Here is a 26,524-nt window from a genome sequence, read left to right as displayed (position 1 = left end):
ACGAGGGGTGTTACTTGATGACCTTCGTGACGCGACCGGAGCCGACGGTCCGGCCACCCTCGCGGATGGCGAACTTCAGGCCCTCCTCCATGGCGACGGGCTGGATCAGCTCGACGCGCATCTCGGTGTTGTCGCTCGGCATGACCATCTCGGTGCCCTCGGGGAGGTGCACCACGCCGGTCACGTCCGTGGTCCGGAAGTAGAACTGCGGACGGTAGTTGTTGAAGAACGGCGTGTGGCGGCCGCCCTCGTCCTTGGACAGGATGTAGACCTGCGCCTCGAACTCGGTGTGCGGGGTGGTCGTGCCCGGCTTGATGACGCACTGGCCGCGCTCGACGTCCTCGCGCTTGGTGCCGCGCAGCAGGAGGCCGACGTTGTCGCCCGCCTGGCCCTGGTCGAGCAGCTTGCGGAACATCTCGACGCCGGTGACCGTCGTCTTGGACGAGGTGTCCTTGATGCCGATGATCTCGACTTCCTCGTTGACGTTGATCACGCCGCGCTCGATCCGGCCGGTGACGACGGTGCCGCGGCCGGTGATCGAGAAGACGTCCTCGATCGGCATCAGGAACGGCTTGTCGATGTCACGGGTCGGCTCGGGGACGTTCTCGTCCACCGCGCTCATCAGCTCGACGATGGACTGCGTCCACTTCTCCTCGCCCTGCAGGGCCTGGAAGGCGGACACGCGGACGACCGGCAGGTCGTCGCCCGGGAACTCGTACTCCGAGAGCAGCTCGCGGACCTCGAGCTCGACGAGCTCCAGGATCTCCTCGTCGTCGACCATGTCGCACTTGTTCAGGGCGACGACGATGTACGGCACGCCCACCTGGCGGGCGAGCAGCACGTGCTCCTTGGTCTGCGGCATCGGGCCGTCGGTCGCGGCGACCACCAGGATGGCGCCGTCCATCTGCGCCGCACCGGTGATCATGTTCTTCACGTAGTCGGCGTGACCGGGGCAGTCCACGTGCGCGTAGTGCCGGGACTCGGTCTGGTACTCGACGTGCGCGATCGAGATGGTGATGCCGCGCTCGCGCTCCTCCGGCGCCTTGTCGATGTCCTCGAACGGCGTGAAGGGGTTGAGGTCGGGGTACTGCTCGTGGAGCACCTTGGTGATCGCCGCGGTAAGCGTGGTCTTACCGTGGTCGATGTGCCCAATGGTGCCGATGTTCACGTGCGGCTTGGTCCGCTCGAACTTGGCCTTCGCCACTGGTTGCTCCTTGTTGCGATCCTCGGCCGCCTAGACGACCGCTTCGATGTGGGTCCTGGTGATCTGGGACAGGCCGGGTGCTACTCGCCCCGCGCCTTGGCGATGATCTCCTGCGCGACGTTCCCGGGAACCTCGGCGTAGGAGTCGAACTGCATGGTGAAAACAGCCCGGCCCTGGGTCTTGCTTCGCAGATCACCCACGTAGCCGAACATCTCGGACAGGGGAACGAGCGCCTTGACGACGCGCATCCCGCTCCGCTCGTCCATGGACTGGACCTGGCCGCGACGGCTGTTGAGGTCGCCGATCACGTCGCCCATGTTCTCCTCGGGCGTGGTGACCTCGACCGCCATCATGGGCTCCAGCAGCGTGGGGGACGCCTTGCGGGCGGCCTCCTTGAACGCCATGGAACCGGCGACCTTGAACGCCATCTCCGACGAGTCGACCTCGTGGTAGGCGCCGTCCTGCAGGGTGACCTTGACCCCCACCATGGGGTAGCCGGCCAGGACACCGAAATCGGCGGCCTCCTGGCAGCCCGCGTCCACCGACGGGATGTACTCCCGCGGGATGCGGCCGCCGGTGACCTTGTTCTCGAACTCGTAACCGTCGGACCCGCCGCCCAGCGGCTCGAGGTCGATGATCACGCGACCGAACTGGCCGGAGCCACCCGTCTGCTTCTTGTGGGTGTACTCGACCTTCTCGACCTTCTTGGTGATCGTCTCGCGGTACGCCACCTGCGGCTTGCCGACGTTGGCCTCGACCTTGAACTCGCGCTTCATCCGGTCGACGAGGATCTCCAGGTGGAGCTCGCCCATGCCGGAGATCACGGTCTGGCCCGTGTCCTCCTCGGTGCGGACCTGGAAGGACGGGTCCTCCTCGGCCAGCCGCTGGATCGCGGTGCTCAGCTTCTGCTGGTCGGCCTTGGTCTTCGGCTCGATCGCCACGTGGATGACCGGCGCCGGGAAGTTCATCGACTCGAGGACGATGGGGTCCTTCTCGTCGCACAGGGTCTCACCGGTGGTGGTCTGCTTGAGGCCCATCACCGCGACGATGTCGCCGGCGCCCGCGCGCTCGATCTCGGTGCGCTTGTTGGCGTGCATCCGGTAGATCTTGCCGATGCGCTCCTTGCGCTCCTTGACGGAGTTCATCACGGCGGTGCCGGACTCCAGGACGCCGGAGTAGATCCGCACGAACGTCAGCTTGCCCAGGTGCGGGTCGCTGGCGATCTTGAACGCGAGCGCCGAGAACGGCTCGTCCTCGCTCGGGACCCGCTTGAGGACCTTCTCCTCGTCGCGGACGGCGTGGCCCTCGATGGCCTCGACGTCCAGCGGCGACGGCAGGTAGCGGACGATCGCGTCCAGCAGGGGCTGCACGCCCTTGTTCTTGAACGCGGTGCCGCACAGGACGGGCGTCAGGTTCGCCGCGATCGTGGCCCGGCGGATGCCCGCGTGGAGCTGCTCGACGCTGGGCTCGGTGCCCTCCAGGTACAGCTCCATGATCTCGTCGTCGTTCTCGGCGAGCGTCTCGACGAGCTTGTCGCGCCACTCGCGCGCCGCGTCGGTGTGGGTGTCGGGGATGTCGACGGTGTCGTACATCTCGCCGAGCTTGGCCTCCTCGTTCCACACGAGGGCCTTCATGGCCACCAGGTCGATGACGCCCCGGAAGTCGGACTCGGCACCGATCGGCAGCTGCAGCGGCAGCGGCGTCGCGTTCAGCCGGTTCTCGATCATGTCGACGCAGCGGTGGAACTCCGCGCCGACGCGGTCGAGCTTGTTGACGAAGCACATGCGGGGCACGCCGTACCGGTCGGCCTGCCGCCACACGGTCTCGGACTGCGGCTCCACACCGGCGACACCGTCGAACACCGCGACAGCGCCGTCGAGCACCCGGAGGTTGCGCTCCACCTCGACGGTGAAGTCGACGTGGCCGGGGGTGTCGATGATGTTGATCGTGTGCTTGACGTCGTCAACGGGCCAGGAGCAGGTGGTGGCGGCGGAGGTGATGGTGATCCCCCGCTCCTGTTCCTGCTCCATCCAGTCCATGGTGGCGGCGCCGTCGTGGACCTCGCCGATCTTGTAGCTCATCCCCGTGTAGAACAGGATTCGCTCGGTCGTCGTGGTCTTGCCCGCGTCGATATGGGCCATGATCCCGATGTTGCGGACCTTGCCCAGATCCACACCGGTTTTGGTAGCCACTGTCGTCCTCGCTGCGTCTCGTCGTTGCAGTTCCGCCGGGGGTTACCAGCGGTAGTGGGCGAAGGCCTTGTTGGACTCCGCCATCTTGTGCGTGTCCTCGCGCTTCTTGACCGACGCGCCGAGGCCGTTGCTAGCGTCCAGGAGCTCGTTCATGAGGCGCTCGGTCATCGTCTTCTCGCGACGCTGCCGGGCGTACACCACCAGCCAGCGCAGCGCCAGCGTGGTGCTGCGGGCCGGGCGGACCTCGACCGGGACCTGGTAGGTCGCGCCACCGACACGGCGGCTGCGGACCTCCAGGGTCGGCTTCACGTTGTCGAGCGCGCGCTTCAGCGTGACGACCGGGTCGTTGCCGGTCTTCTCGCGGGCGCCCTCGAGGGCGTCGTAGACGATCCGCTGCGCGATGGAACGCTTGCCGTCCAGGAGAATCTTGTTGATGAGCGCGGTCACCAGCGGCGAGTTGTACACCGGGTCAGCGATCAGCTGGCGCTTGCCAGCGGGGCCCTTGCGCGGCATCAGCTCTTCTCCTTCTTCGCGCCGTACTTGCTGCGCGCCTGCTTACGGTTGCGGACGCCCTGCGTGTCGAGGGACCCGCGGATGATCTTGTACCGAACACCGGGGAGGTCCTTCACACGGCCGCCGCGCACGAGCACCATCGAGTGCTCCTGCAGGTTGTGACCGACACCGGGGATGTAGGCCGTGACCTCAATCCCGCTGGTCAGCCGGACACGGGCGACCTTGCGAAGCGCGGAGTTCGGCTTCTTGGGCGTCGTCGTGTAGACGCGCGTGCAGACCCCCCGGCGCTGGGGGCTCTCCTTCAGCGCGGGCGTCTTGTTCTTGGTCACCTTGTCCTGGCGGCCCTTGCGGACCAGCTGCTGGATCGTGGGCACCGCGTCTCCGTCTTCCTCGTACCGAGCCGGTAAGTCTTGTCTGCAATCACCACCTCAGGAGAGGCTGTGACCTGCCGGTTTCCCGACCCTCTCCGACCCACGCGGTCGGGCGTGTCGCCACCTCGCGGAAGTAACTCCACGAAAAACCGACACAGACCGCCCGGCCCGTGAAGGGCCGAATCAAGCCGGGGAGTAGATGCGGCCGCCGGCCCTGCCCTGACGGGCTTCGCCTGAGCGCACGCATAGCGGCCCGCATAGAGCGGGCACAAGCGAAAAGGTTACCGACCGCGACGCCAAAGTGCAAAGCGAGCAGCGCACTACCGTGCGGACGCCTCCCGGCGCAAGCCCACCGGGCCCGCGACGGCCGGTTTCCCCCTCAGAACGGCCTAATGCCGACGGGAAGTTCCCGCCCGTGAGGCGGGAGTCCCGTCGGCATTGTGACCCACGCACCCCGTGTTGGGGAAGATGTGGCCGAAACTTGACCCGCGTGCTAGCGCAGGAACAGCACCGCCAGCACGATCACCACGAGCAGGGCGATGCCGACGCCCGCGGTCATCAGGACGACCTTCTTCTTGCCGCCCGCCCCGGCGTCCCCGCCGTAACCGGCCGGCTGCCCGTACTGCCCCGGCTGTCCGTACTGGCCCGGCTGGCCCGGCTGGCCGTAGGGCTGCTGCTGACCGAACTGCAGCGCGCCGTGCTGCTCGTCCTTCCCGCCGCCCTGCTGGTCGGGGTGCCCGAACGGCGGGTACTGCCCGCCGGTGCCCTGCCCGGGCGCCTGTCCCGGAGCCTGCTGGCCGGGTGCCTGCTGACCGGGTGCCTGCTGACCGAACTGCTGCTGGTCATAGGGCTGCTGGCCGAACTGCTGCTGCTCGGGCGGCCCGAACTGCTGCTGCCGGCCGTAAGGCGACTGCTGCCCGAAGTCCTGCTGCTGCCCGAAGTCCTGCTGCTGCCCGAAGTCCTGCTGGCCGAACTGCTGCGCGCCCGGCTGCGGCGGCTGCTGTTGCTGCGGCTGCCCGCCCGCGGCCTGCCACTGCTGCTGGCCGAGGTCCATCACCGTGTGGTCGGCGAGGCCGCCGCCCGACTCGGCGGGACGGCCCTGCCCGCCCTGGGCGGACGGGTCGAACGCCTCCGTCACCGGAGCATCCTCGGGGGCGCCGAACCCCTGCGGCCGCTGCTGCCCGGAGCCCTCCCCGGGCGGCGGGACCATCAGCGTGCGCTCGGTCTCGGACTGGCCCGGGTGCCCGGGCTGTCCCGGCTGCTGCGGCTGTCCCGGCTGCTGCGCCTGCTGGGCGTCCGGCGACCACGGCTCCGGCGTGGCCGGCGGCGCGGGCGCCTGCCACGGCTCGGGCGGCGCTTCGTGCTTGCGCTCGGGCCCGGTCGCGACCGGGACGTCGGTGCCGGGCGACCAGTGCAGCGTCGCCTGGTCGTCGACCTTCGGCCGGGGCCTCTCGTGCTCCCCCGTGCCCTGGTTCGCAGGGCCCGGCGCCCGCTCGGCGGCCGGCTCCTGCGGGGCGGGACGCTCGGCGGGCGGCGCGCCCTCGGGACCGCGCGGCTCGACCGGCGGGAACCCGCCCGTCGACGTCCCGTACGGCTGCTGCCCGAACGGCGGCTGCTCCGCCGGGGCGCCGTGCGCGGGCTGCTGCGGGTATCCGGGCTGCTGCGGGGGCTGCCCGTACTGCTGCTGCTCCGGCGGCGGGAATCCGCCGGGCTGCCCGTAGGGCTGCGGCGGCGGAGACGGCGGCTGCTCGCCGAACTGCTGGACGGGCTGCTCCACCATGGTCGGCGGGGGCGGGGGCGCCGAGCGGTCGCCCTGCGGCTGCCCGTACGGCTGCTGCGGAGCGGGGGGCTGTCCACCGGGCGGCTGCTGCTGCGGGGCGGAGGGCTGCGGCGGCTGCTCGGCGGGGCGGGGCCGGCCGCCGAGCTGCGGAGCGCCGAACACCACCGTGCGCTCGCCCAGCGGACGGGCGGGAGGCTGCTCGCCCTGCCCCTCCGGGGGCGTGACCTGGCCCTCGTCTTCCGGCAACGGCCGCTGCGGTCCCTGCGCGCCGTCATTCTCGGTCATCGTCGGGCTCCTTCAGCGCCGTCGTCCCGGGGCTCCTCGGCTCCCGGTACGCCCGGAGACGCGCGGCGCATAACGCGCTCTCCGGACCTGTCTCGGTTTCCCCTCGTAGCGCGGTCGCCACGCGTGGGCGGTTCTCGGTCCCCAGACTGCCCCGTTCGCCGGTGCGATCGCAAATCACCACCCTGCGCTAGGAATCACCCCGGGAAACGGGTGCGGCCCCGTCCACCATGCATCGCCGCGGCGACGATCACCACCCCCGGGGCGCTTCGACGTCGGCTTCCTCACGCGTGTCGCGCGCCGCGCGCCCGCCCATGACGAGGATCACGACGCCGATCGTCCCGAAGACGGCGTTGCCGACCAGGTCCGCGGTGGCCGAGCCGCCGCCTTCCGGACGGACGGGGAACGCCGTCCACACGTACGTGCAGGCGGCGCCCGCGGCGAGCGCGAACCGGTGCCGCACGCCCCAGCCGGGCCGTCCCGACCACCGCCAGATCGCCGGGACGCCCGCGGCGAGGACGGCGCACCACACCGCGACGCCCCACCACTCGTACCAGTCGGCGGTGATGAGGTTGAGCGGCCCCCAGTAGGCGCTCGTGACGGCGAGGGCCGCCGCGCCCGCGAGCCACGGCGACGGTGCCGGACGGCCGCCGGACGGCGCGCGGTCCGGGAACCGGACGAGCAGCGCGCACGCCACGAGCGCGACGATGATCGCGGTGACGCCCGCGATCTGCGCGGGTTCGCGGACGAAGCGCTCGACCGTGTGGTTGCCCCAGAAGACGAAGGCCGAGCCGGCCGCGTAGACGAGGCCGGTGACGATGAGGCCCGTCCGTCCGAGCCAGGGCGTCGTGCGGCGGCCGCGCGCCAAGGTCTCGACGATCGCGATGGGCACGCACATGCTCCACACGCCGTGCAGCGCGAGGACGGTCTGCGTCAGTTCGACGCTCATGCCGACCGAGGGGAGGAAGGACGGCCCGTGCAGCATGTCGACGCCCGCGTAGGAGTCGTTCCAGAGGAGCTGGTCGACGGGGCCTTCCTCGATGAGCGCGTGGGCGGCGGCGAGGAGGGCCATGGAGGGCCATCCGGAACCGTACCGGCGGCCGAGTTCGCGCACGAGCAGCGCGCCGCCGCCGTACAGGGGCGCGAGCAGGAAGCCGAGCGGGAGTTCGGCGGGCGAGAGGTTGCCGAGCAGGTACTCGCCGACGAAGGGGGCGAGCAGGAAGAGCCCGATCACCGGGGCGTGGCGCCGTGTCACCGACATGCCTCCGACCGTAGGAACGGCCGTACCGGCGCCGATACGGCCGAAAGCGGAGGGCGGGACCGACCATCGTCGATGCCCCGGACGGCCGAAGGCCCGCCCCCGGACGGCCGAAGGCCCGCCCCCGGGCGTCCGGGGGCGGGCCTGTGCGGTCGTCCGTCAGCCGAAGGCCTGGCACTCCACCTCGGCGCGGCGCTCGGTCATGCCGAGCCGGACGCTGGAGGACACGCACGCGCGCTGCTTCTCGTTGAGCTGGACGTCGCCGCACCTGGTGGTGCTGGAGTAGGTGCGGCAGTCCTGGGTCTGCTGCGGCCGCGGTTCGGCGGCGGCGGCGGTGCCGCTGATCCCCCCGGCGGCGACCATGGCGGCGACCAGCGCTCCAGTCATGACCCTCTTCATGCGCTTCCTCCCCCGAAATGCATGTTCGTCAGCAATGTCGTAACTCCCCGAACACGCAGGCCACAAAACGCGGCTAAACGTCAAGAAAACCACGACTCCCGCAGGTCAAGCGCCGGTGACCGGCGCACCGGCGAAGTCGCGGACGGGACGGCCGGCGCGGGCGGTACCGGGTTCGAGGCCGCCCCCCGCCGTGGCGGCGGACGCGGCTCACCCCCGCGCCACATTTGCTTACTCGCCCGACACTGCCCACATCTGTCACTCTGCGTAATCATCTCTGGTGGCAGCCGGGTCGACAGCGCGGTTCGGCCCGGCTGCCCGAGGGCGCACCGCCCTCCGGACGTCCCGACCCCGGGGAGAAGGGCCGACATGACGGACGTGCGCGGACGGCTGCGGAGCGGGCCGGTCCCGGCGATCAAGACGCTCGTGGAGCGGCCCGACCTGGCCGACGCGCCGATGGGGACGGACGCCGACGTGCCCGCGTTCGTCGGGCACGACCCGGCGGGACGGTTCGTCGGCTACTGGGGCATCGCGGAGCGGTTCCCGGAGTTCTCCCTCGTGGCCGTGGACCCCGACGGTGCCGTCGTCGGCAAGGGCGGCGGGGTGCCGTTCACCGGGCGGGGGACGCTGCCCGACCGGGGCTGGGACGAGCTTCTCGCGTGGGCCCTCGACGACGTCCGCCGCGGCGCTCCCCCGGACTCGCTCGGCCTGCTCGGCATCGCCGTCCGGCCCGACCAGCGCGGGACCGGCCTCGCCGCGCGGATGCTGCGGGCGCTCAAGGAGGCGGCGCGGGCGGCGGACCTGGCGGAAGTGGTCGCGCCCGTGCGCCCCACCATGAAGGACCGCGAACCGGACGTGCCGATGCGCGAGTACGCGCGGCGCACCAGGCCCGACGGGCTCCCCGCGGACCCGTGGCTGCGCACCCACGCGCGGGCCGGGGGGACGATCGTGTCGGTGGCGCCCGCGTCGATGGTCGTCGCGGGCTCGCTCGCCGAGTGGCGGGCGTGGACGGGCCTGCCCTTCGACGCCGACGGCCCGGTGCACGTTCCGGGCGCCCTCGCCCCGGTGCTCTGCTCGCTCGCGCACGACCACGCGGTGTACGTCGAGCCGAACGTCTGGGTCCGCCACCCGCTCCCCTGACCCCGCGCCGCCCGCGCGGCCGGGCCGGCCGAGCGCGCGCGGGCCGGGGCCGGGCGTCCCGACCGCCCGGCGGGCCCGTGGCCCGGGGCCCGGTGCCCGGGGTCGCAGCCGGGCCGGAGAAGGGCGAGGCCCCCTCCGCCTTTCGGCGGAAGGGGCCTCGCTCTGCGCGTCGTCAGTGCGCGAACTCCGGGGCTACCGGTTGTACTGCCCGAAGTCGTACTCCTCCAGAGGCACGGCCTCGCCGGAGCCCTGCCCGAAGGCGTACTCGGCTCCGTCGTCGTAGGAACCGACGGAGTACACCGCGGCCTTCGCCTCCTCGGTCGGCTCGACCCGGACGTTGCGGTACTGCGGCATGCCGGTACCGGCCGGGATGAGCTTACCGATGATGACGTTCTCCTTGAGGCCGAGCAGCGGGTCGCTCTTGGCGTGCATCGCGGCCTCGGTGAGGACCCGGGTCGTCTCCTGGAAGGACGCCGCCGACAGCCACGACTCGGTCGCGAGCGAGGCCTTGGTGATGCCCATCAGGACGGGACGGCCGGCGGCGGGCTGGCCGCCCTCGGCGACGACGTTGCGGTTCGTCTCCTCGAAGATCGGCCGCTCGACCAGGTCGCCCGGCAGCAGGTCGGTGTCGCCCGACTCGAGGATGTTCACCCGCTTCAGCATCTGGCGGACGATGATCTCGATGTGCTTGTCGTGGATCGACACGCCCTGCGACCGGTAGACCTCCTGGACCTCCTGGACCAGGTGGAGCTGCACGGCGCGCGGGCCGAGGATGCGCAGCACCTCGTGCGGGTTGATCGCACCCGCGATGAGCTGCTGGCCGACGTCCACGGCCTGGCCCTCCTTCACCAGGAGGCGGGACCGCATCGGCACCGGGTAGGCGATCTCGTCGGAGCCGTCGTTCGGGACGATGACGACTTTGCGGGCCTTCTCCGTCTCGTCGATCTTGACGCGGCCGGCGACCTCGCTGATCGGGGCGACGCCCTTGGGGATGCGGGCCTCGAACAGCTCCTGGACACGCGGCAGACCGTGCGTGATGTCGCCGCCGGCGACACCGCCGGTGTGGAACGTCCGCATGGTCAGCTGGGTGCCGGGCTCACCGATGGACTGCGCCGCGATGATGCCGACGGCCTCGCCGACGTCCACCCGCTTGCCGGTGGCCAGCGAGCGGCCGTAGCAGGCGGCGCAGACACCGATCTTGGCCTCGCAGACCAGCGCGCTGCGGGTCCGGACGCTCTCCACCCCGGCCTCGACCAGGCGCGTCACGACCGCGTCGGACAGGTCGGTGTCGGCCGGGAAGATCACCGTGCCGTCCACCTCGACGTCCTCGGCGATCGTACGGCCGACCAGCGCGGTCTCGGTCGTGGCGAGCTTGACCAGCGTGCCGTCCGGCAGCCGCTCGGCGACCTCGAACGGGATCGTGCGGTCGGTGCCGCAGTCGACCTCGCGGACGATGACGTCCTGCGCGACGTCCACCAGACGACGGGTCAGGTAACCCGAGTCGGCGGTCCGCAGCGCGGTGTCGGCCAGACCCTTCCGGGCGCCGTGCGTCGAGATGAAGTACTCGACGACCGACAGGCCCTCGCGGAACGACGACTTGATCGGCCGCGGGATCGTCTCGCCCTTCGGGTTGGACACCAGGCCGCGCATGCCGGCGATCTGCCGGAGCTGGAGCGGGTTACCGCGGGCGCCCGACTGGATCATCATCCAGATCGGGTTGTCCTTCGGGAACGCCTCCTCCATGTTCTTGGCGACGTCGGCCGTGGCCTTGTTCCAGATCTCGATGAGCTCCTGCTTGCGCTCGTCATCGGTGATCAGACCGCGGTTGAACTCGCGCTGCACCTTCTCGGCGCGGGCCTCGTAGCCGCTCAGGATCTCCTGCTTGCCGGGCGGCGTGATGACGTCGTCGATCGCGATGGTGACGCCCGACCGGGTCGCCCAGTGGAACCCGGTGCTCTTGAGCGCGTCGAGCGAGTTCGCGACGGTGACCTTCGGGTAGGTCTCCGCCAGCTCGTTGACGATCGCCGAGAGCTGCTTCTTGCCGATCTCCGCGTTCACGAACGGGAAGTCGGCGGGCAGCGTCTCGTTGAACAGCGCGCGGCCGAGCGTCGTCTCCAGCCGGTACGGCTGCGACGGGTCGTAGCCCTCCGGGGCCGTCCAGCCGCGCGGCGGCGGGACGTCCTTCAGCCGGATGCCGATCTTCGCCTGGAGGTCCAGCTCGCCCCGGTCGTAGGCCATGATCGCCTCGGCGACCGAGCCGAACGCGCGGCCCTCGCCCTCGGCGCCGTCCTTCTCCGTCGTCAGCCAGTACAGGCCGATGACCATGTCCTGGGTGGGCATGGTGACGGGCTTGCCGTCGGACGGCTTGAGGATGTTGTTCGTGGACAGCATCAGGATCCGCGCCTCGGCCTGCGCCTCGGCGGACAGCGGCAGGTGCACCGCCATCTGGTCGCCGTCGAAGTCCGCGTTGAACGCGGTGCAGACCAGCGGGTGGATCTGGATGGCCTTGCCCTCGACAAGCTGCGGCTCGAACGCCTGGATGCCGAGGCGGTGCAGGGTCGGCGCCCGGTTCAGCAGCACCGGGTGCTCGGTGATGACCTCTTCCAGGACGTCCCACACGACCGGGCGCGCGCGCTCGACCATCCGCTTCGCGGACTTGATGTTCTGCGCGTGGTTCAGGTCGACGAGCCGCTTCATGACGAACGGCTTGAACAGCTCGAGCGCCATCTGCTTGGGCAGGCCGCACTGGTGCAGCTTGAGCTGCGGGCCGACGACGATGACCGAACGGCCCGAGTAGTCGACGCGCTTGCCCAGCAGGTTCTGCCGGAACCGGCCCTGCTTGCCCTTGAGCATGTCGGACAGCGACTTCAGCGGACGGTTGCCCGGCCCGGTGACCGGGCGGCCGCGGCGGCCGTTGTCGAACAGCGCGTCGACGGCCTCCTGCAGCATCCGCTTCTCGTTGTTGACGATGATCTCGGGCGCACCGAGGTCGAGCAGCCGCTTGAGGCGGTTGTTCCGGTTGATGACCCGGCGGTACAGGTCGTTCAGGTCGGACGTGGCGAACCGGCCGCCGTCGAGCTGCACCATCGGGCGCAGGTCCGGCGGGATGACCGGGATGCAGTCGAGCACCATGCCCAGCGGGCTGTTGCGGGTGTTGAGGAACGCGGACACGACCTTCAGCCGCTTGAGGGCGCGGGCCTTCTTCTGGCCCTTGCCGGTGCGGATGATGTCGCGCAGCTTCTCGGCCTCGGCGTCGAGGTCGAAGTTCTGCAGCCGGGCCTGGATGGCCGCGGCGCCCATGCCGCCCTCGAAGTACCGGCCGAACCGGTCGCGCATCTCGCGGTAGAGCAGCTCGTCGCCCTCGAGGTCCTGGACCTTGAGGTTCTTGAACCGGTTCCACACCTCGTCGAGACGGTCGAGTTCGCGCTGCGAGCGGTCCCGCAGCTGCTTCATCTCCCGCTCGGCGCCGTCGCGGATCTTGCGCTTCTGGTCGGCCTTCGCGCCGGCCTCCTCCAGCTCCGCCAGGTCGGCCTCCAGCTTCTGCTGGCGGGCCTCCACCTGCGCGTCGCGGGCCTGCTCGATCTGCTGGCGCTCCACGGAGATGTGGGCCTCCAGCGTCGGCAGGTCGCGGTCGCGGCGCTCGGCGTCCACGCTGGTGATCATGTAGGCCGCGAAGTAGATGATCTTCTCGAGATCCTTCGGGGCCAGGTCCAGCAGGTACCCCAGGCGCGACGGGACGCCCTTGAAGTACCAGATGTGGGTGACCGGCGCGGCCAGCTCGATGTGGCCCATCCGCTCACGCCGCACCTTGGCGCGGGTCACCTCGACGCCGCAGCGCTCACAGATGATGCCCTTGAACCGGACGCGCTTGTACTTGCCGCAGTAGCACTCCCAGTCGCGGGTCGGACCGAAGATCTTCTCGCAGAAGAGCCCGTCCTTCTCCGGCTTGAGGGTCCGGTAGTTGATCGTCTCCGGCTTCTTCACCTCGCCGTGGGACCACTGGCGGATGTCGTCGGCGGTCGCCAGGCCGATGCGAAGCTCGTCGAAGAAGTTGACGTCAAGCAACGTGTTTTCCCCTTGAGTTGATCAGACCTCTTCGACACTGCTCGGCTCGCGCCGGGACAGGTCGATGCCGAGCTCCTCCGCGGCGCGGAAGACGTCCTCGTCGGTGTCGCGCATCTCGATGGACATGCCGTCGCTGGAGAGCACCTCGACGTTGAGGCAGAGCGACTGCATCTCCTTGATGAGCACCTTGAAGGACTCGGGAATGCCGGGCTCGGGGATGTTCTCGCCCTTGACGATGGCCTCGTAGACCTTCACCCGGCCGAGGACGTCGTCGGACTTGATGGTCAGGAGCTCCTGCAGGGCGTAGGCGGCGCCGTACGCCTCCAGCGCCCACACCTCCATCTCACCGAAGCGCTGGCCGCCGAACTGGGCCTTACCGCCGAGCGGCTGCTGGGTGATCATGGAGTACGGACCGGTCGACCGGGCGTGGATCTTGTCGTCGACCAGGTGCAGCAGCTTGAGGATGTAGATGTAGCCGACCGAGATCGGGTCCTTGTAGGGCTCGCCGGTCCGGCCGTCGAAGAGCCGCGCCTTGCCGCCCGGGCCGACGAGCCGCTGCCCGTCGCGGTTCGGCAGGGTGGACTCGATCAGGCCGGTGACGTCGTCCTCACGGGCGCCGTCGAACACCGGCGTCGCGGTGTTCGTCCACGGCGGAGCCTCGTCGGCGCCGATGGCCTTGAGCGCGCGCTTCCAGTCTTCGTCGTCGCCCTCGACCTTCCAGCCGCGGCTGGCGACCCACCCGAGGTGCGTCTCCAGGACCTGGCCGACGTTCATCCGGCCGGGCACGCCCAGCGGGTTGAGGACGATGTCGACCGGGGTGCCGTCCTCGAGGAACGGCATGTCCTCGACGGGGAGCACCTTGGAGATGACGCCCTTGTTGCCGTGCCGGCCGGCCAGCTTGTCACCGTCGGTGATCTTGCGCTTCTGCGCGACGTACACCCGGACCAGCTCGTTCACGCCGGGCGGGAGCTCGTCGCCCTCGTCGCGGGAGAACACCCGGACGCCGATGACCTTGCCCTGCTCGCCGTGCGGCACCTTCAGCGAGGTGTCGCGGACCTCGCGCGCCTTCTCACCGAAGATCGCGCGCAGCAGCCGCTCCTCCGGGGTCAGCTCGGTCTCGCCCTTCGGGGTGACCTTGCCGACCAGGATGTCGCCGGGCACGACGTCGGCGCCGACGCGGATGATGCCGCGCTCGTCGAGGTCGGCCAGGACCTCCTCGGAGACGTTCGGGATGTCCCGGGTGATCTCCTCGGGGCCCAGCTTGGTGTCGCGGGCGTCGACCTCGTGCTCCTCGATGTGGATCGAGGACAGGACGTCGTCCTGCACGAGGCGCTGCGACAGGATGATCGCGTCCTCGTAGTTGTGGCCCTCCCACGGCATGAACGCCACGAGGAGGTTCTTGCCGAGCGCCATCTCGCCGTTGTCGGTGCAGGGCCCGTCGGCGACGACCTGCCCCTCCTCGACGCGCTGGCCCTCGTCGACGATCGGCTTCTGGTTGAAGCAGGTGCCCTGGTTGGACCGCTTGAACTTCGCGACGCGGTAGGTGGTGCGCGTGCCGTCGTCGTTCATCACGGTGATGTAGTCGGCGGAGACCTCCTCGACGACACCGGCCTTCTCGGCCGTGATGACGTCGCCGGCGTCGGTCGCGGCGCGGTACTCCATGCCGGTGCCGACCAGCGGCGCCTCGCTCCGCAGCAGCGGCACGGACTGCCGCTGCATGTTGGAGCCCATCAGCGCCCGGTTGGCGTCGTCGTGCTCCAGGAACGGGATCATCGCGGTGGCGACCGAGGTCATCTGCCGGGCCGAGACGTCCATGTACTGGACCTCGCGGGCCGGGACGAGCTCGACCTCGCCGCCCTTGCGGCGGACCAGGACGCGGTCGTCGACGAAGGTGCCGTCGTCGTTGAGCAGGGAGTTGGCCTGCGCGATGACGAAGCGGTCCTCCTCGTCGGCGGTCAGGTAGTCGATGTGCTCGGTGACGACCCCGTCGGTGACGCGGCGGTACGGCGTCTCGACGAACCCGAACGGGTTGACCCGGCCGAACGCGGCGAGCGAGCCGATCAGGCCGATGTTCGGGCCTTCCGGCGTCTCGATCGGGCACATGCGGCCGTAGTGCGACGGGTGGACGTCGCGGACCTCCATGCCCGCCCGCTCACGCGACAGACCACCGGGACCGAGGGCGTTCAGGCGGCGCTTGTGCGTCAGCCCGGCCAGCGGGTTCGTCTGGTCCATGAACTGCGACAGCTGGCTGGTGCCGAAGAACTCCTTGATGGAGGCGACGACCGGCCGGATGTTGATCAGGGTCTGCGGCGTGATCGCCTCGACGTCCTGGGTGGTCATCCGCTCGCGGACGACGCGCTCCATGCGGGCGAGGCCGAGCCGGACCTGGTTCTGGATCAGCTCGCCGACCGTGCGCAGGCGCCGGTTGCCGAAGTGGTCGATGTCGTCGACCTCGATCGGCACGGGGACGGCGCCGAGCGTCGCCTCCTCCTCACCGGCGTGCAGCCGGACGAGGTACTCGATCGTCGCGACGATGTCGTCCTCGGTGAGGGTGCCCTGGTTCATGTCCAGGTCGAGGCCGAGCTTCTTGTTGATCTTGTAGCGGCCGACCTTGGCGACGTCGTAGCGCTTCGGGTTGAAGTACAGGTTCTCCAGCAGCGTCTGCGCGGACTCGCGCGTCGGCGGCTCGCCCGGGCGCAGCTTGCGGTAGATGTCGAGCAGCGCGTCGTCCTGGCCGGAGGTGTGGTCCTTCTCCAGGGTCACGTTGATCGACTCGTAGGAGCCGAAGCGCTCACGGATGCGCGCCTCGTCCCAGCCGAGCGCCTTGAGCAGCACGGTGACGGGCTGCTTGCGCTTGCGGTCGATGCGGACGCCGACGTTGTCGCGCTTGTCGATCTCGAACTCGAGCCAGGCGCCGCGGCTCGGGATGACCCGGCAGCCGTAGATGTCCTTGTCGGACGCCTTGTCGAGGGCGCGGTCGAAGTAGACGCCGGGCGAGCGGGTCAGCTGCGACACGACGACGCGCTCGGTGCCGTTGATGATGAAGGTGCCCTTCGGGGTCATGAGCGGGAAGTCGCCCATGAACACCGTCTGGCTCTTGATCTCACCGGTGGTGTTGTTGATGAACTCCGCCGTGACGAACATCGGGGCGGAGTAGGTCATGTCCTTGTCCTTGCACTCCTCGACGGAGTACTTGGGCGGCTCGAACCGGTGGTCGCGGAACGAGAGGGACATGGTCCCGGAGAAGTCCTCGATGGGACTGATCTCTTCGAAGATCTCTTCGAGGCCCGACTGGGTCGGGACGCTCTTACTTTCGGCCTTCTGGGCCGCCTCGACCCGGGCCTTCCACCTCTCGTTGCCCAGCAGCCAGTCAACAGAGTCGGTCTGCAGAGCAAGGAGGTCCGGGACTTCGAGCGGCTCCTTGATGCGCGCGAAGGAGACGCGGTTCGGACCGGTTGCGGTATTCGAGGCGTTGCGCGAGGCTGCCAAGAGTGGTCCTTCCGAGGGCTCGCGGCGTAACTGACGACACGCACGCCAGACGATCCACGTCCAAGACCTACGCGATAGGGTCCAAATCGGACTCTCGTAGGGGTGCTCTCACACGCGGATAGTCAGAGGGCAGCGCAAAGGGGCAGTGTAGCCGACTCGCCACACCGCTCGCAACTCTAGCGCCGCAGTATGCATCACGTTGCTTTGGAGCATCGCCCCTCGAGCCCGTGCAGTCAAGAGCGGACTTGGACTTTTCAGGCTCTGACCTGCAGTGAGGAAGGCCATAGTTTAGGATCTCTTCGCCTACCCGGCGGTAGGCCCCTGGGGACGGGCGATTCCGGGCACCTCGGACCCCGCGCGACCACCCCGGCGGACCGCTCCCACGGCCGCCCACACGGCCGCGCGGCGGGCGCGGGAACGGCCCCGGACGCGGACCGGGCGACCACCCGCCAGGGGTGATCGCCCGCTCCCGGAACGCGCCGTCAGGTCAGGAGATGACCTGGAGCTTCTGCGCCAGCCACGCGCCGTCCTTCTCGACCATGACCATCCGGATGCGCAGCGGCTCCGGCAGCCGCGGCTCGGTGTCCTTGTTCGTCGCCGACGCGCGGTTCGCGTACACGAGGACGACCACCTCGTCCGGCTTCGCGCTCACCGCGCCGGCCTTGAGGATCGTGGTCGTGGACACCGCCTGCTGCTGCGTCGCCTGCGTCCGCAACTGGGCGGCGAGCGCGTCGAACTCCTTGTGCAGGTCGCCGGTCGTGGTCGCGGACGCCGACTTCAGGTCGGTCTCGAGGGTCCGGTAGTCGTAGGACGACAGCGCCTTGGCGGCGTTCGACGCGGCGGCGACGGCGTCGCGGCGGGCGTCCGCGGTCGCCTGCTGCTCGCGGACCTTCAGGCCGAGGAACACCGCGCCGGCCGCCAGCGCGACCGCCACCACGGCCAGCACGCCGGTGACCAGCACCGGAGAGCCGCGCCGCGTGGACAAGCGGACGGGCGCGTCGTCGTCCCCGGCCTCGGCGTCCGACTCGGCGGCCTCCGACTCCTCCCCGTCCTCGTCGTCCTCGTCCTCGGAGTCTTCGTCCTGGTCGTCGTCCTCGGAGTCCTCGTCGTCGTCCTCGGAGTCCTCGTCGTCGTCCTCGGAGTCCTCGTCGGTGACGTCGTCGTCCTCGAGGTCCTCGTCGTCCTCGTCGTCGATCTCGTCGGCGCCGGTCTCGACCTCGGTGGGAACGGCCGCGGACGCCGCTGGTTCGTCCGCTGAGGCCCCGCCGCCCCCGGGCGCGACTTCGGAGCCCTTCCGCCCCTTCCGCTTCTTCTCGAGCGATGTGGCGGCCTCGCCGGGCTCCTTCGCGCCGTCCGCGGCGTCCCCGTCGGCGGCGTCCCCGTCGCCGGCGTCGTCCGCCTCGGCGGACGCGGCGTCGGCGGCGATCTGCGCGAGCCGCGCCGCCTCCTGGGCGCGGGCCGCCGCCTCCTCGGCGAGCCGGGCGGCCTCGGCGGCCTCCTCGGCCTTGGCGGCCCGCTCCGCGGCCCGGCGGGCCCTCTCCTCCGCCGTGGCGGCCTTCGCGGCGGCCTCTTCCTTGGTCAGGCCCTTTTCGGAGTCCTTCTCCAGGACGGCCTCGCCGCCCTTACGGCCCTTCCCGGGCTTGTCTTTGGAGGAGCGCTTGCCCCGGCCGAGCATTGTCACGGGACCATCTCCAGTTGGGACACGAGCCAGCGGTCATCGACCTTGGTCATCTGCATCAGGTACCGGTAGGCGCGCGTGACGCCGTTCTTGACCTTCTGGTTGGTGACGGTGCCGTTGAGGGAGACCATCACTTCGGCCGAGTCGTCGTCGATGGAGACGACGGCGGCCTCCACGTCGGTGACCGTCGACTGGGCCTTGGTCTTGTTCAACTGGTCCAGGAAGACCTTCGACTGGGAGCTGAGCTCGTCCTTCAGGTCGCCGGTCGAGCCGGACACGATCCGGTCGAGGTCCTGCTGGGCGGTCTTGCTGTCCAGGGTCAGCAGGTTGACGCCCATCTGCCGCGCGGACTGCCGCGCCTGGGCCCAGTCGTCGGCGTCGCGGTCGTTCTGCCAGACGCGGTGGCCCAGCCAGCCGGTGCCGGCGAGCAGGCCGGCGACGACCACGCTCAGCACGACGACCAGCGTGCGGGACCCTTTCCCCCCGAGGCGGCTCATCGGGCCGGCCTCACTGGCTCAGAGGTCCGAGCAGGAGCCACTTCCACGATGAATCCTCTCCCAACTCCCGCGAACCTGCGGTGCGGGGCATGACGTATCGCTTGCCGTCGGCGCCGTACACCGCGCCGGTCGAAGGATCGTATCCAGCGAATTTCACTGAATCGGCCGGATATGACATGTAGAGCTGTCCGTTCGCCAGCATCGCGCCGCCGGACGATTCCGCGTCCTTCCCGGTCGTGCGCGCCTCCGTGCCGGAGCCGCCGTCCGAGCCCGCGGCGGACGCGGCGTCCGAACCGGAGCCGCCGCCCGACCCCGACCCGCCGGACGCGCCGCCCGCCGGGAATCCGGCGCCCTCGGTGGCGCCCTCGGGCAGCTTCGGCGCGGGCACCATGGCCTCGGTCGGGAAGTTGCGGGCGCCGCGGACGGCCTTCTCGGAGTTGTGCGGTTCGGCGCACCCCGCGTCGAGCCTCGGCGTCTTGTGCGAGGTGTCCTGCGGCCACCGCTGGTCCGTCTTCTCGTAGCCCTTGGTGCAGTTGGGCGGCGAGTTGATGTTCAGGACCAGGCCCATGTGCTGGGTGCCGTCACCGGGCATGACGGTCGGCAGACCGGCGACGGTCACCGGGTAGAGGATGAACAGCGACCGCAGGCCCGCCTGGCGGGTCGTGACGATCTGACCGGTGGTCGTGAGGTTCGCCAGCAGCACCGGCAGCGTCGGAGACAACTGGTTGATGGCCTGGTGGGTCTGGCTCACCGCGCCGGGCGCGGCGTCGATCGTCTGCCGCAGCGCCTTGTCGTCGTTGCGGATGGACGTGCTCAGCTCGTTCAGGTTCCGGGCGAAGCCGCGGATGTTCGCGCCCTGGTTCCGCTGGGTGTCCAGGACGGTGAGGCTGTTGTCCAGGAGCTTCTTGGTGTCCGGGTACGCCTCGTCCGCGGTTTCCAGGATCCGGTCGGTGTCGTCGAGGATCTGCTGGAGGTCCTCGGCGGTGCCGGTGAACGCGGTGTTCAGCTCGTCGATGACGATGCCGAGGTCCTCGGTGTTCACCGAGGTGACGAGGGCGTCCACGTTCTGCAGGAGCTCGGCCGTGGAGACCGGCAGCTTCGTGCGCTCCTTGGGGATCGTGTAGGGGTCGCCCTCGTCGAGGTACGGGCCGCCCTTCCGGGCCGGCACCAGGTCGATGTACTGCTCGCCGACGGCGGAGCGGTTCGCGACGACGGCCGTGAGGCCCTCCCGCGGGATCCGCTCGCCGCGCTCCAGCTCCAGCTCGACCTTGATGCCGGAGTCGGTCAGCTCGATCGGGCCGACCCGTCCGACGGGCACGCCGCGGTAGGTGACCTCGGCGTTGGTGAAGATGCCGCCGGAGTCGGTGAGGTCGACGTAGGCGGTGTACTGCCGGCCGAGCATCTCGCGGCCGAAGCCGATGTAGTTCACCGACACGACCGTCACGCCGATGATCGTGATGAGCAGGAAGGCGATGAGCTGGATCTTGACGCCGCGCTTGAGGATCACGAGAGGCCCCCCGTCATCAGGGTCGACAGACCGCTCTGCCGCTGACCGAACGCCCCCGGGCGGTTCTGGCCGCCGCCGAAGAGGTCCCAGAAGTCGCCGCCGTCCTCGTCCTCGCCGCCGGTGCCGGGGGTCTTCTTCCCGGTGGGCGTCGTGGACGGGGTCGGCGTGGGCGTCGTGCCGCCGGGGGCGTCCGTGCCCCCGCCGCCGGGCTGCTGCCGCGCCCCGCCGCCCGCCGCGCCGGCGGCGCCGTCCGGCGGGAGGACGCCCAGCGGCGCGTCCGGCAGCGTCAGGTTCGGCACCTGGATCATCTTGCGCATGTCCTGCCCGCTGCCGAGCTGGCCCTCCAGGTCGGTGCCGCCGAGGAGGTTGTGCGCGAGGGACTCGAAGTCCAGGTCGACCGTCAGGTGGACGTTGCCGTAGTCGCCCTCGATGACGTTCTCGAACGTCGCCGGGAACGGGTAGGTGATCAGCGTCTCCAGCGCGTTCGGCAGGTTGGAGCCCGCCTTGTTCAGGTTCCGCAGAACCGTGTCGAGGTTCCGCAGGTTGCCCACCATGTCGTCGTGCGACTGGTTGATCACGTTCGTGGTGGTGCGGCTGAGCTTGTCCAGCGCGACCAGCATCTCGGTGAGGTCCTCGCGGTTCTGCTCCAGCACCGCGATCGCGGGCCCGGTCTCGTCGATCGTGTCCCGGATCGTCTCCCGCTCGGCCGACAGCTTCGCCGTCAGCCGGTCGAGGCTGTCGAGCGCCCGGGTGATGGCGTCCCGGTTCTGGTCGAGGGTGCCGACGAACACGTTCACCCGGTCCAGCACGGACTTGATCGTCGCCTCGCGGCCGCCCATCGCGGCCTGCAGCTCGTGGCTGATCGTCGAGACCTGCTCCAGGCCGCCGCCGTTCAGCAGCAGCGACATCGCCGACAGCACCTGCTCGATCTCGGTGCCGTGCGCGGTGCGGGCCAGCGGGATCACGTCGCCCGCGCCGAGCCGGCCGCGGGGCGGCTCGTTCGCGGGCGGCGACAGGTCGACGAACTTCTCGCCGAGCAGGCTCGTCTGCGAGATCCGCGCGCTCGCGTTGTCGGGGAGCTCGACGTCCCCGCGGACCGCGACCGTGACGACCGCGCGCCAGCCGCCCTCGCCGCCGGCCAGCTCGATCTCCTCGACCTGGCCGACCGACACGTCGTTGACCTTGACCACCGACTGCGGGACGAGGTCCAGCACGTTCGAGAACTCGATCTTGAACGTGCGGGGGTCGTCGCCGAGGTCGGGGCCGCCCGGCAGCGGCAGCGACGCCACGCCGTCGAACGAGCAGCCCGACAGCGCCGTCACGCCGGCCAGCGCCGCCGCGCCGAGCAGCCGCGCCCGGCGCCGCGCGCCCCGCACGGGCCGTGTCCTGCTCATCGGCCACCTCCAGGCAGCAGTGCGGAGAGTCCCTGCGGCCCGTGGGCGTTGCCGCTCTGCCCGCCCTGCGCGTTCGTCCGCGTCTTCTTCGTCTGGGCGTTCGCCCCGGAACCGCCCTTGTACGGGTTGTCGGGGTCGTTCGGGCCGTAGGCGTCCGGCGGGATCGGGACGGGGTCGTAGTGGGTGGTCAGCGCCGTGATCCACGACAGGTCCAGGTGGAGGCCGCCCAGCGCCCGGCCGATGCCGTTGTAGGGCTCGACGAAGTCGAGGCACTGGTCGGCGGGCGTCCCGACGGAGTACGCCAGCGAGCACACCCAGTCGGCGAGGTTGTTGAACTGCCGCAGGTCCGCCCGGTTGTGGATGGTGCCGCTGATCGGGTCGTAGGCGCGGGCCAGGTTGTTGATGGCGAGCGGGCCGGCCGTGAGGATCTCGGCCAGCGCCTCCTTCTCCTTCACCAGCACGCCGGTGATCTGCGCGAGCTGCTCGACGTTGTCGGACAGCTGCCCGCGGTTGTCCTTCACGAACTTCTCGACGTTCCGCAGCGTCGGCCCCAGCGTGTTCAGCGCCGCGCTCAGCTCCTCCTTCTCCTGGGAGAGCTGCCCGGAGACGGAGTTGAGCCGGGTGGTGAACGACTTGATCTGCTGGTCGTTCTCCTTCATCGCGTCGGTGATGATCCGCAGGTTCTCGATCGTCTTCGCGACGTCCTCGCGGTCGGTGCTCAGCGTGCTGAGCATGTCCGACGTGTTCTTGATCGTCTCGTTGATGTCGTCGCCCTGGCCCTGCAGGTTCTCGGCGCCGACCCGCAGCAGCCGCGACAGCGAGCCCTCGCCCGTCGCGCCCGGCGCGTTGGCGCCCTGCGGGCCGAGCGCCTCGCTCAGCTCGTTCAGGCTGCCGCTGATCGAGTCGATCTCCACGGGAACGGCCGTCCGGCTGGTGGTCAGCGTCGCGCCGTCCTTCATCACCGGCCCGTTCTTGTAGGCGGGCGTGAGCTGGACGTACCGGTCGGCGACCAGCGTCTGGTTGACGATGACGGCCTGCGCGTTCGCCGGGATCTTGTACTTCGCGTCGTACTTCAGCTTCACCCGGACCGAGTCGCCGACCGGGTCGACGCTCGTCACCTCCCCGACCTTGATGCCGAGGATGCGGACGTCCGCGCCCGCGTAGAGGCCGACGGTCTTGGTGAAGTACGCGGTCATGTGCCGCTGCTTCGGCTCCTGCAACAGCAGGACGAGCGCGGCGGCCAGCACCGCGACGGCGAGTATCACGCCGCCGAGGCGGAGAATCGTTGCCGAGTTTCGCACTACCGGTACCTGCCTGCTGTCACGGGAGGAAGGGAAGCGGGCTGTCGCCCTGGTTCTGGCCGTTCTGGCCCTGCCTGGTCTGGTTCTGGCCGTTCTGGGCGCCGTGCTGGGTGCCGCCGTGGCCGCCGCCCTCCCCCTTCGTCCCGGCGTTCGAGTCGTCGATGGACGCCGGGATCGGGATGAGGTTCTGCAGGTAGGCGTCGAACCAGCGGCCGGTGCCGGTGACGTCCGCGAACTGGCGGGCGAACGGGCCGAACAGCTGCAGGATCCGGTCGAGGTTCTGCTGGTTCTTCAGCAGCACCTGGTTGACCTGCTCCAGGTTGTCCAGCATCGGCTTGAGCTGCGCCTCGTTCTCCCTGATCAACGCGTTGACCTGCTGGGAGAGGCGGACGGTGTTCACCAGCAGCCGGTGGATGACCTCGCGCCGCGCCTGGACGGCCGCCAGCAGCCGGTCGCCGTCCCGGACGAGCTTCTCGAAGTCCTCGTTGCGGTCCGCGAGCAGCCCCGACACGCTGCGGGCCTTGTCGGCCAGCTCGTGCAGCTCGTCGTCGCGGGAGGCGATGGTGTCCGACAGCCGCCGCAGGCCCTGCAGCGACGCCCGCACCTCGTCGGGCGAGTTCGCGAACGTCGTCGACAGCACGTCGAACGACCGCGCGACCTGCTGCACGTCGATCTGCCCGACCCGCTCGCCCAGCTCGCTGATCGCCGGGACGACCTCGAACGGCGTGTGCGTCCGCTCGAGCGGGATGTGCGACTTCATCGGCCGCGACCCGTTCGGCGACAGCCCGAGGTAGTGCGCGCCCAGCAGCGTCTTGATCTTGATGCTCGCCTCGGTGCGGTCGCCCAGCTTCACGCCGTCGTCCACCCGGAACGTGACCTTCACCTTGTCGCCGTCCAGCTCGACCGCGCGGACCTGGCCGACCTTGACGCCCGCGATGCGGACCTCCTCGTCGGGCTCGAGCCCGGCGGCCTCCCTGAACGACGCGGTGTAGGTCTTGCCGCCGGTGACGAACGGGATCCGGTCCAGGTTCATCACCACCAGCAGCGCGACGATGATGATCGCGAACGCGGAGAGGCCGATGGGGACCGGGTTTCGCTCCCGGAACGGAATCCTCATCTACTTGCACCTCGCGTTCTCGTTCACGATCGCCGGTGTCTGGTAGACCGGTCCGCCCGGCAGCCGCACCCGCGCGTCGAGACCGCAGACGTACATGTTGAACCAGGAGCCGTAGGACGAGATGTTCAGCAGTTCCTCGAGCCGCCGCGGCGTCCGCTGCAGCCCCTTGTCGAGGGTCGCGCTGTGGTCGTCGAGCGTCCCGGTGAGCTTCCGCAGCCCCGCGATGTCGTCCTTGATGTCGGGCCGGGTGTCCTGCAGCAGGCCCGCCGTCGCCGACTCCAGCCCGTTGATCGCCTCGACCGACTCGAAGATCGCCTCACGGTCGTGGGCCAGCCCGCCGACGAAACTCCGCAGGTCCACGACCATCTTGTTGACCTGCTCGTGCCGCGAGTCGATCGTGCCGAGCACCTCGTTGAGGTTCTCGATGACCCGGCCGATCACCTGGTCGCGGTCCGCGAGCGTGTTCGTCAGCGACGCCGTGTGCCGCAGCAGGCTGTTGATCGTCCCGCCCTCGCCCTGCAGCACCTTGATGATCTGCATCGCGAGGGTGTTGACGTCCTTCGGCTCCAGCGCCCGGAACAGCGGCCGGAACCCGTTGAACAGGACGGTCAGGTCCAGCGCCGGCCTGGTCTGCGCCAGCGGGATCGTGTCGCCCGGGTCGAAGAACTGGTTCGGCCGCCCGGCCCCGTCGGTCAGCGCCAGGTACCGCTGCCCCATCAGGTTGCGGTAGCGGATGTGCGCCTGCGTGGACTTCGGCAGCCCGGCCCGGAACACCCCGTCGGAGTCCAGGCTGAACGTCACCAGCGCCTGCGTGCCCTTGTGCAGCTCGATGTCCTCGATCTGCCCGACGCGCACGCCGGCGACCCGCACGTCGTCGTTCTCCAGCAGCCCGGTGACGTCGGAGAACACCGCCTTGTACGTCTTCGACGGACCGAACCGCAGGTTCGAGATCGTCATCGCCAGCACGCCCGTGGTCAGCGAGGTGAGGACCACGAAGATCCCCAGCTTGATCGCCGCGCCCGTCGTCTTCACTCGACCGTCACCACCGATCCCTGCAGCAGCGGCCCGAACATCAGCGCCGACATGTCCGACAGCTCATCGGACGGCGTCCGGGTCAGCGGCGCGACGATGTTCTTGATCGTCTCGTTCTCGTTCGCCGAGCCCGGCTCGACGAACACGTTCGACAGCGCGCGGCCCCGGTTCCCCGCCGCGCCCGCGTTCGCCGGGTCGGGGTTCTTCCACCACAGGTCGTCCTGCGTGCCGTCCAGCGCGAGGTAGTCCGGGAAGGGGACCTTCGAGTTCGGGATCCCGTAGCAGCGCGGGTTGCGGTGGTCCCGGGCCTCCGGCTTGTCCAGCGGGTACTTGTACGCCGGGCGCGGCTTCACGATCTCGATCGTGAGGTTGTACGTCGACGACCCCCCGCCGCCGCCCACGCGCTCCAGCTCCGGCTTGGCCTCCATGATGCCCTCGAGGACGCACGGCAGCGACGGCGAGTACTTCGCGACGATCTGCAGCACGTCCCGGTTCGCGATGTTCACCCCGATGATCTTCGGGCCGTTCTGCCGCATGAACGTGTTCCCGTCGTCCGACAGCGCCGTCACCGCGGGGATGAGCCGCTCGATCGTCCGTTCCTTGTCGGTGATCGTCCGGCTCGTCACGTTCAGGTTCCGGAGGGTCTGCAGCAGGTCGGGGGCCGCGGCGTTGTAGACGTCCGCGACGTCCGCCAGGCCGTGCAGGTCCTTGACGAGCGTGCCGAGCTCGGGGTTGATCTTCTTGAGCAGCGCGTCGGCCTGCTCCAGGTTCTCGCCGAGCTGGTCGCCGCGGCCCTGCAGCGCCGTCGCGAGCGCGTTCAGCGTCGTGTTCAGCTCCGCCGGCTTCACCGCCTGCAGCAGCGGCAGCAGATCGTCCAGCAGCCGGTTGATCTCGACGGCCGCGCGCGACCGGTCCTGCTGGATCGTCATGCCGTCCGTCAGCCCGGCCGCCCCCGCCTGCGCGGGGATCTCCAGCGACACGTACTTCTCCCCGAACAGCGTCTTCGGCAGCATCCGCGCCTGGACGTTCCGCGGGATCAGCTTCGCCTTCTCCGGGTCCAGCGCCAGGTGCAGGATCGCGCCGTCGTCGGTCACCTCGGTGTCGCGCACCTCGCCGACGATCAGGCCCCGCACCTTGACGTCCGAGTGCGGCAGCAACTGCAGCCCCACCCGCTCGGCGGCGACCTTCACGCGCACCACCGGCTGGAACGCCTTGTTGTAGAACGCCACCGTCAACGCCAGCGAGAGGACGATGACCGCGACCATCGTCACACCCAGCAGGCGCAGTCGCATCCGTTCGCTCATCGCG

At 70.0% G+C, this 26,524-nt stretch carries 18 protein-coding genes; 1 reads left to right on the top strand and 17 read right to left on the bottom strand.

The genetic code is table 11. The features are described from left to right. Nucleotides 1-10 precede the first annotated feature (10 nt). The 7 genes from tuf to ACFQ11_RS17795 all read right to left on the bottom strand — a co-directional run bounded on the left by tuf (nucleotide 11) and on the right by ACFQ11_RS17795 (nucleotide 7,987). On the bottom strand, nucleotides 11-1,204 hold the full coding sequence (tuf, locus tag ACFQ11_RS17825) for an elongation factor Tu (protein ID WP_378299883.1): 1,194 nt from the start codon (nucleotides 1,202-1,204) through the stop codon (nucleotides 11-13). Nucleotides 1,205-1,284: 80 nt separating this feature from the next. Beyond that, nucleotides 1,285-3,396 (bottom strand): elongation factor G, encoded by a 2,112-nt coding sequence (fusA, locus tag ACFQ11_RS17820; protein WP_378299881.1) that lies wholly within the window; start codon nucleotides 3,394-3,396, stop codon nucleotides 1,285-1,287. 42 nt (nucleotides 3,397-3,438) lie between these two features. After that, the gene (rpsG, locus tag ACFQ11_RS17815) at nucleotides 3,439-3,909 is read right to left on the bottom strand and encodes a 30S ribosomal protein S7 (RefSeq protein WP_026404045.1); all 471 of its coding nucleotides are present in this window, start codon (nucleotides 3,907-3,909) and stop codon (nucleotides 3,439-3,441) included. Beyond that, the gene (gene rpsL / locus ACFQ11_RS17810) at nucleotides 3,909-4,283 is read right to left on the bottom strand and encodes a 30S ribosomal protein S12 (protein ID WP_026404044.1); all 375 of its coding nucleotides are present in this window, start codon (nucleotides 4,281-4,283) and stop codon (nucleotides 3,909-3,911) included. Before rpsL ends, rpsG begins: the two co-directional genes overlap by 1 nt. Nucleotides 4,284-4,773: 490 nt before the next feature. Beyond that, a complete protein-coding gene (locus ACFQ11_RS17805) occupies nucleotides 4,774-6,345 on the bottom strand; it encodes a hypothetical protein (protein ID WP_378299878.1) in 1,572 nt (523 codons plus the stop codon). 247 nt (nucleotides 6,346-6,592) lie between these two features. Beyond that, nucleotides 6,593-7,603, bottom strand: a complete 1,011-nt coding sequence (locus tag ACFQ11_RS17800; RefSeq protein WP_378299876.1) for a hypothetical protein — start codon at nucleotides 7,601-7,603, stop codon at nucleotides 6,593-6,595. Nucleotides 7,604-7,759: 156 nt separating this feature from the next. Beyond that, nucleotides 7,760-7,987: a hypothetical protein gene (locus ACFQ11_RS17795; RefSeq protein WP_378299874.1), complete on the bottom strand. Its 228-nt coding sequence runs from the start codon at nucleotides 7,985-7,987 to the stop codon at nucleotides 7,760-7,762. Nucleotides 7,988-8,365: 378 nt separating this feature from the next. Between ACFQ11_RS17795 and ACFQ11_RS17790 the strand changes: the two genes are divergently transcribed. Further along, nucleotides 8,366-9,136, top strand: a complete 771-nt coding sequence (locus ACFQ11_RS17790) for a GNAT family N-acetyltransferase (RefSeq protein ID WP_378299872.1) — start codon at nucleotides 8,366-8,368, stop codon at nucleotides 9,134-9,136. A gap of 192 nt (nucleotides 9,137-9,328) precedes the next feature. Here the strand turns inward: ACFQ11_RS17790 and ACFQ11_RS17785 are convergent, their stop codons facing one another. From ACFQ11_RS17785 to ACFQ11_RS17740, 10 genes are all read right to left on the bottom strand, one after another. Continuing rightward, nucleotides 9,329-13,201: a DNA-directed RNA polymerase subunit beta' gene (locus ACFQ11_RS17785; RefSeq protein ID WP_378299870.1), complete on the bottom strand. Its 3,873-nt coding sequence runs from the start codon at nucleotides 13,199-13,201 to the stop codon at nucleotides 9,329-9,331. Between the two features lie 21 nt (nucleotides 13,202-13,222). Beyond that, complete coding sequence (gene rpoB / locus ACFQ11_RS17780) at nucleotides 13,223-16,690, bottom strand: DNA-directed RNA polymerase subunit beta (protein ID WP_378299868.1); 3,468 nt, start codon at nucleotides 16,688-16,690, stop codon at nucleotides 13,223-13,225. 487 nt (nucleotides 16,691-17,177) lie between these two features. Next, on the bottom strand, nucleotides 17,178-18,371 hold the full coding sequence (locus tag ACFQ11_RS17775) for a hypothetical protein (RefSeq protein WP_378299866.1): 1,194 nt from the start codon (nucleotides 18,369-18,371) through the stop codon (nucleotides 17,178-17,180). Continuing rightward, complete coding sequence (locus tag ACFQ11_RS17770; RefSeq protein ID WP_378299864.1) at nucleotides 18,368-18,865, bottom strand: hypothetical protein; 498 nt, start codon at nucleotides 18,863-18,865, stop codon at nucleotides 18,368-18,370. Before ACFQ11_RS17770 ends, ACFQ11_RS17775 begins: the two co-directional genes overlap by 4 nt. 10 nt (nucleotides 18,866-18,875) lie before the next feature. Beyond that, nucleotides 18,876-20,372, bottom strand: a complete 1,497-nt coding sequence (locus tag ACFQ11_RS17765; RefSeq protein ID WP_378299862.1) for an MCE family protein — start codon at nucleotides 20,370-20,372, stop codon at nucleotides 18,876-18,878. Next, nucleotides 20,369-21,766, bottom strand: coding sequence for an MCE family protein (locus ACFQ11_RS17760; RefSeq protein WP_378299860.1), 1,398 nt, complete (start codon nucleotides 21,764-21,766; stop codon nucleotides 20,369-20,371). The genes ACFQ11_RS17765 and ACFQ11_RS17760 overlap by 4 nt, the downstream gene beginning before the upstream one ends. After that, the gene (locus ACFQ11_RS17755) at nucleotides 21,763-23,067 is read right to left on the bottom strand and encodes an MCE family protein (protein WP_378299858.1); all 1,305 of its coding nucleotides are present in this window, start codon (nucleotides 23,065-23,067) and stop codon (nucleotides 21,763-21,765) included. Before ACFQ11_RS17755 ends, ACFQ11_RS17760 begins: the two co-directional genes overlap by 4 nt. Before the next feature lie 19 nt (nucleotides 23,068-23,086). Continuing rightward, nucleotides 23,087-24,184, bottom strand: a complete 1,098-nt coding sequence (locus ACFQ11_RS17750) for an MCE family protein (protein ID WP_378299856.1) — start codon at nucleotides 24,182-24,184, stop codon at nucleotides 23,087-23,089. Then, complete coding sequence (locus ACFQ11_RS17745) at nucleotides 24,185-25,216, bottom strand: MCE family protein (RefSeq protein WP_378299854.1); 1,032 nt, start codon at nucleotides 25,214-25,216, stop codon at nucleotides 24,185-24,187. It abuts the gene before it with no gap. Then, the gene (locus tag ACFQ11_RS17740; protein ID WP_378299852.1) at nucleotides 25,213-26,520 is read right to left on the bottom strand and encodes an MCE family protein; all 1,308 of its coding nucleotides are present in this window, start codon (nucleotides 26,518-26,520) and stop codon (nucleotides 25,213-25,215) included. Before ACFQ11_RS17740 ends, ACFQ11_RS17745 begins: the two co-directional genes overlap by 4 nt. Between the last annotated feature and the right edge of the window lie 4 nt (nucleotides 26,521-26,524).

Source organism: Actinomadura sediminis, assembly GCF_042675525.1.
GTDB lineage: Bacteria > Actinomycetota > Actinomycetes > Streptosporangiales > Streptosporangiaceae > Spirillospora > Spirillospora sediminis.
The sequence above is the reverse complement of the archived record's forward strand: the minus strand, read 5'-3'. Positions and strand labels throughout refer to the sequence as shown.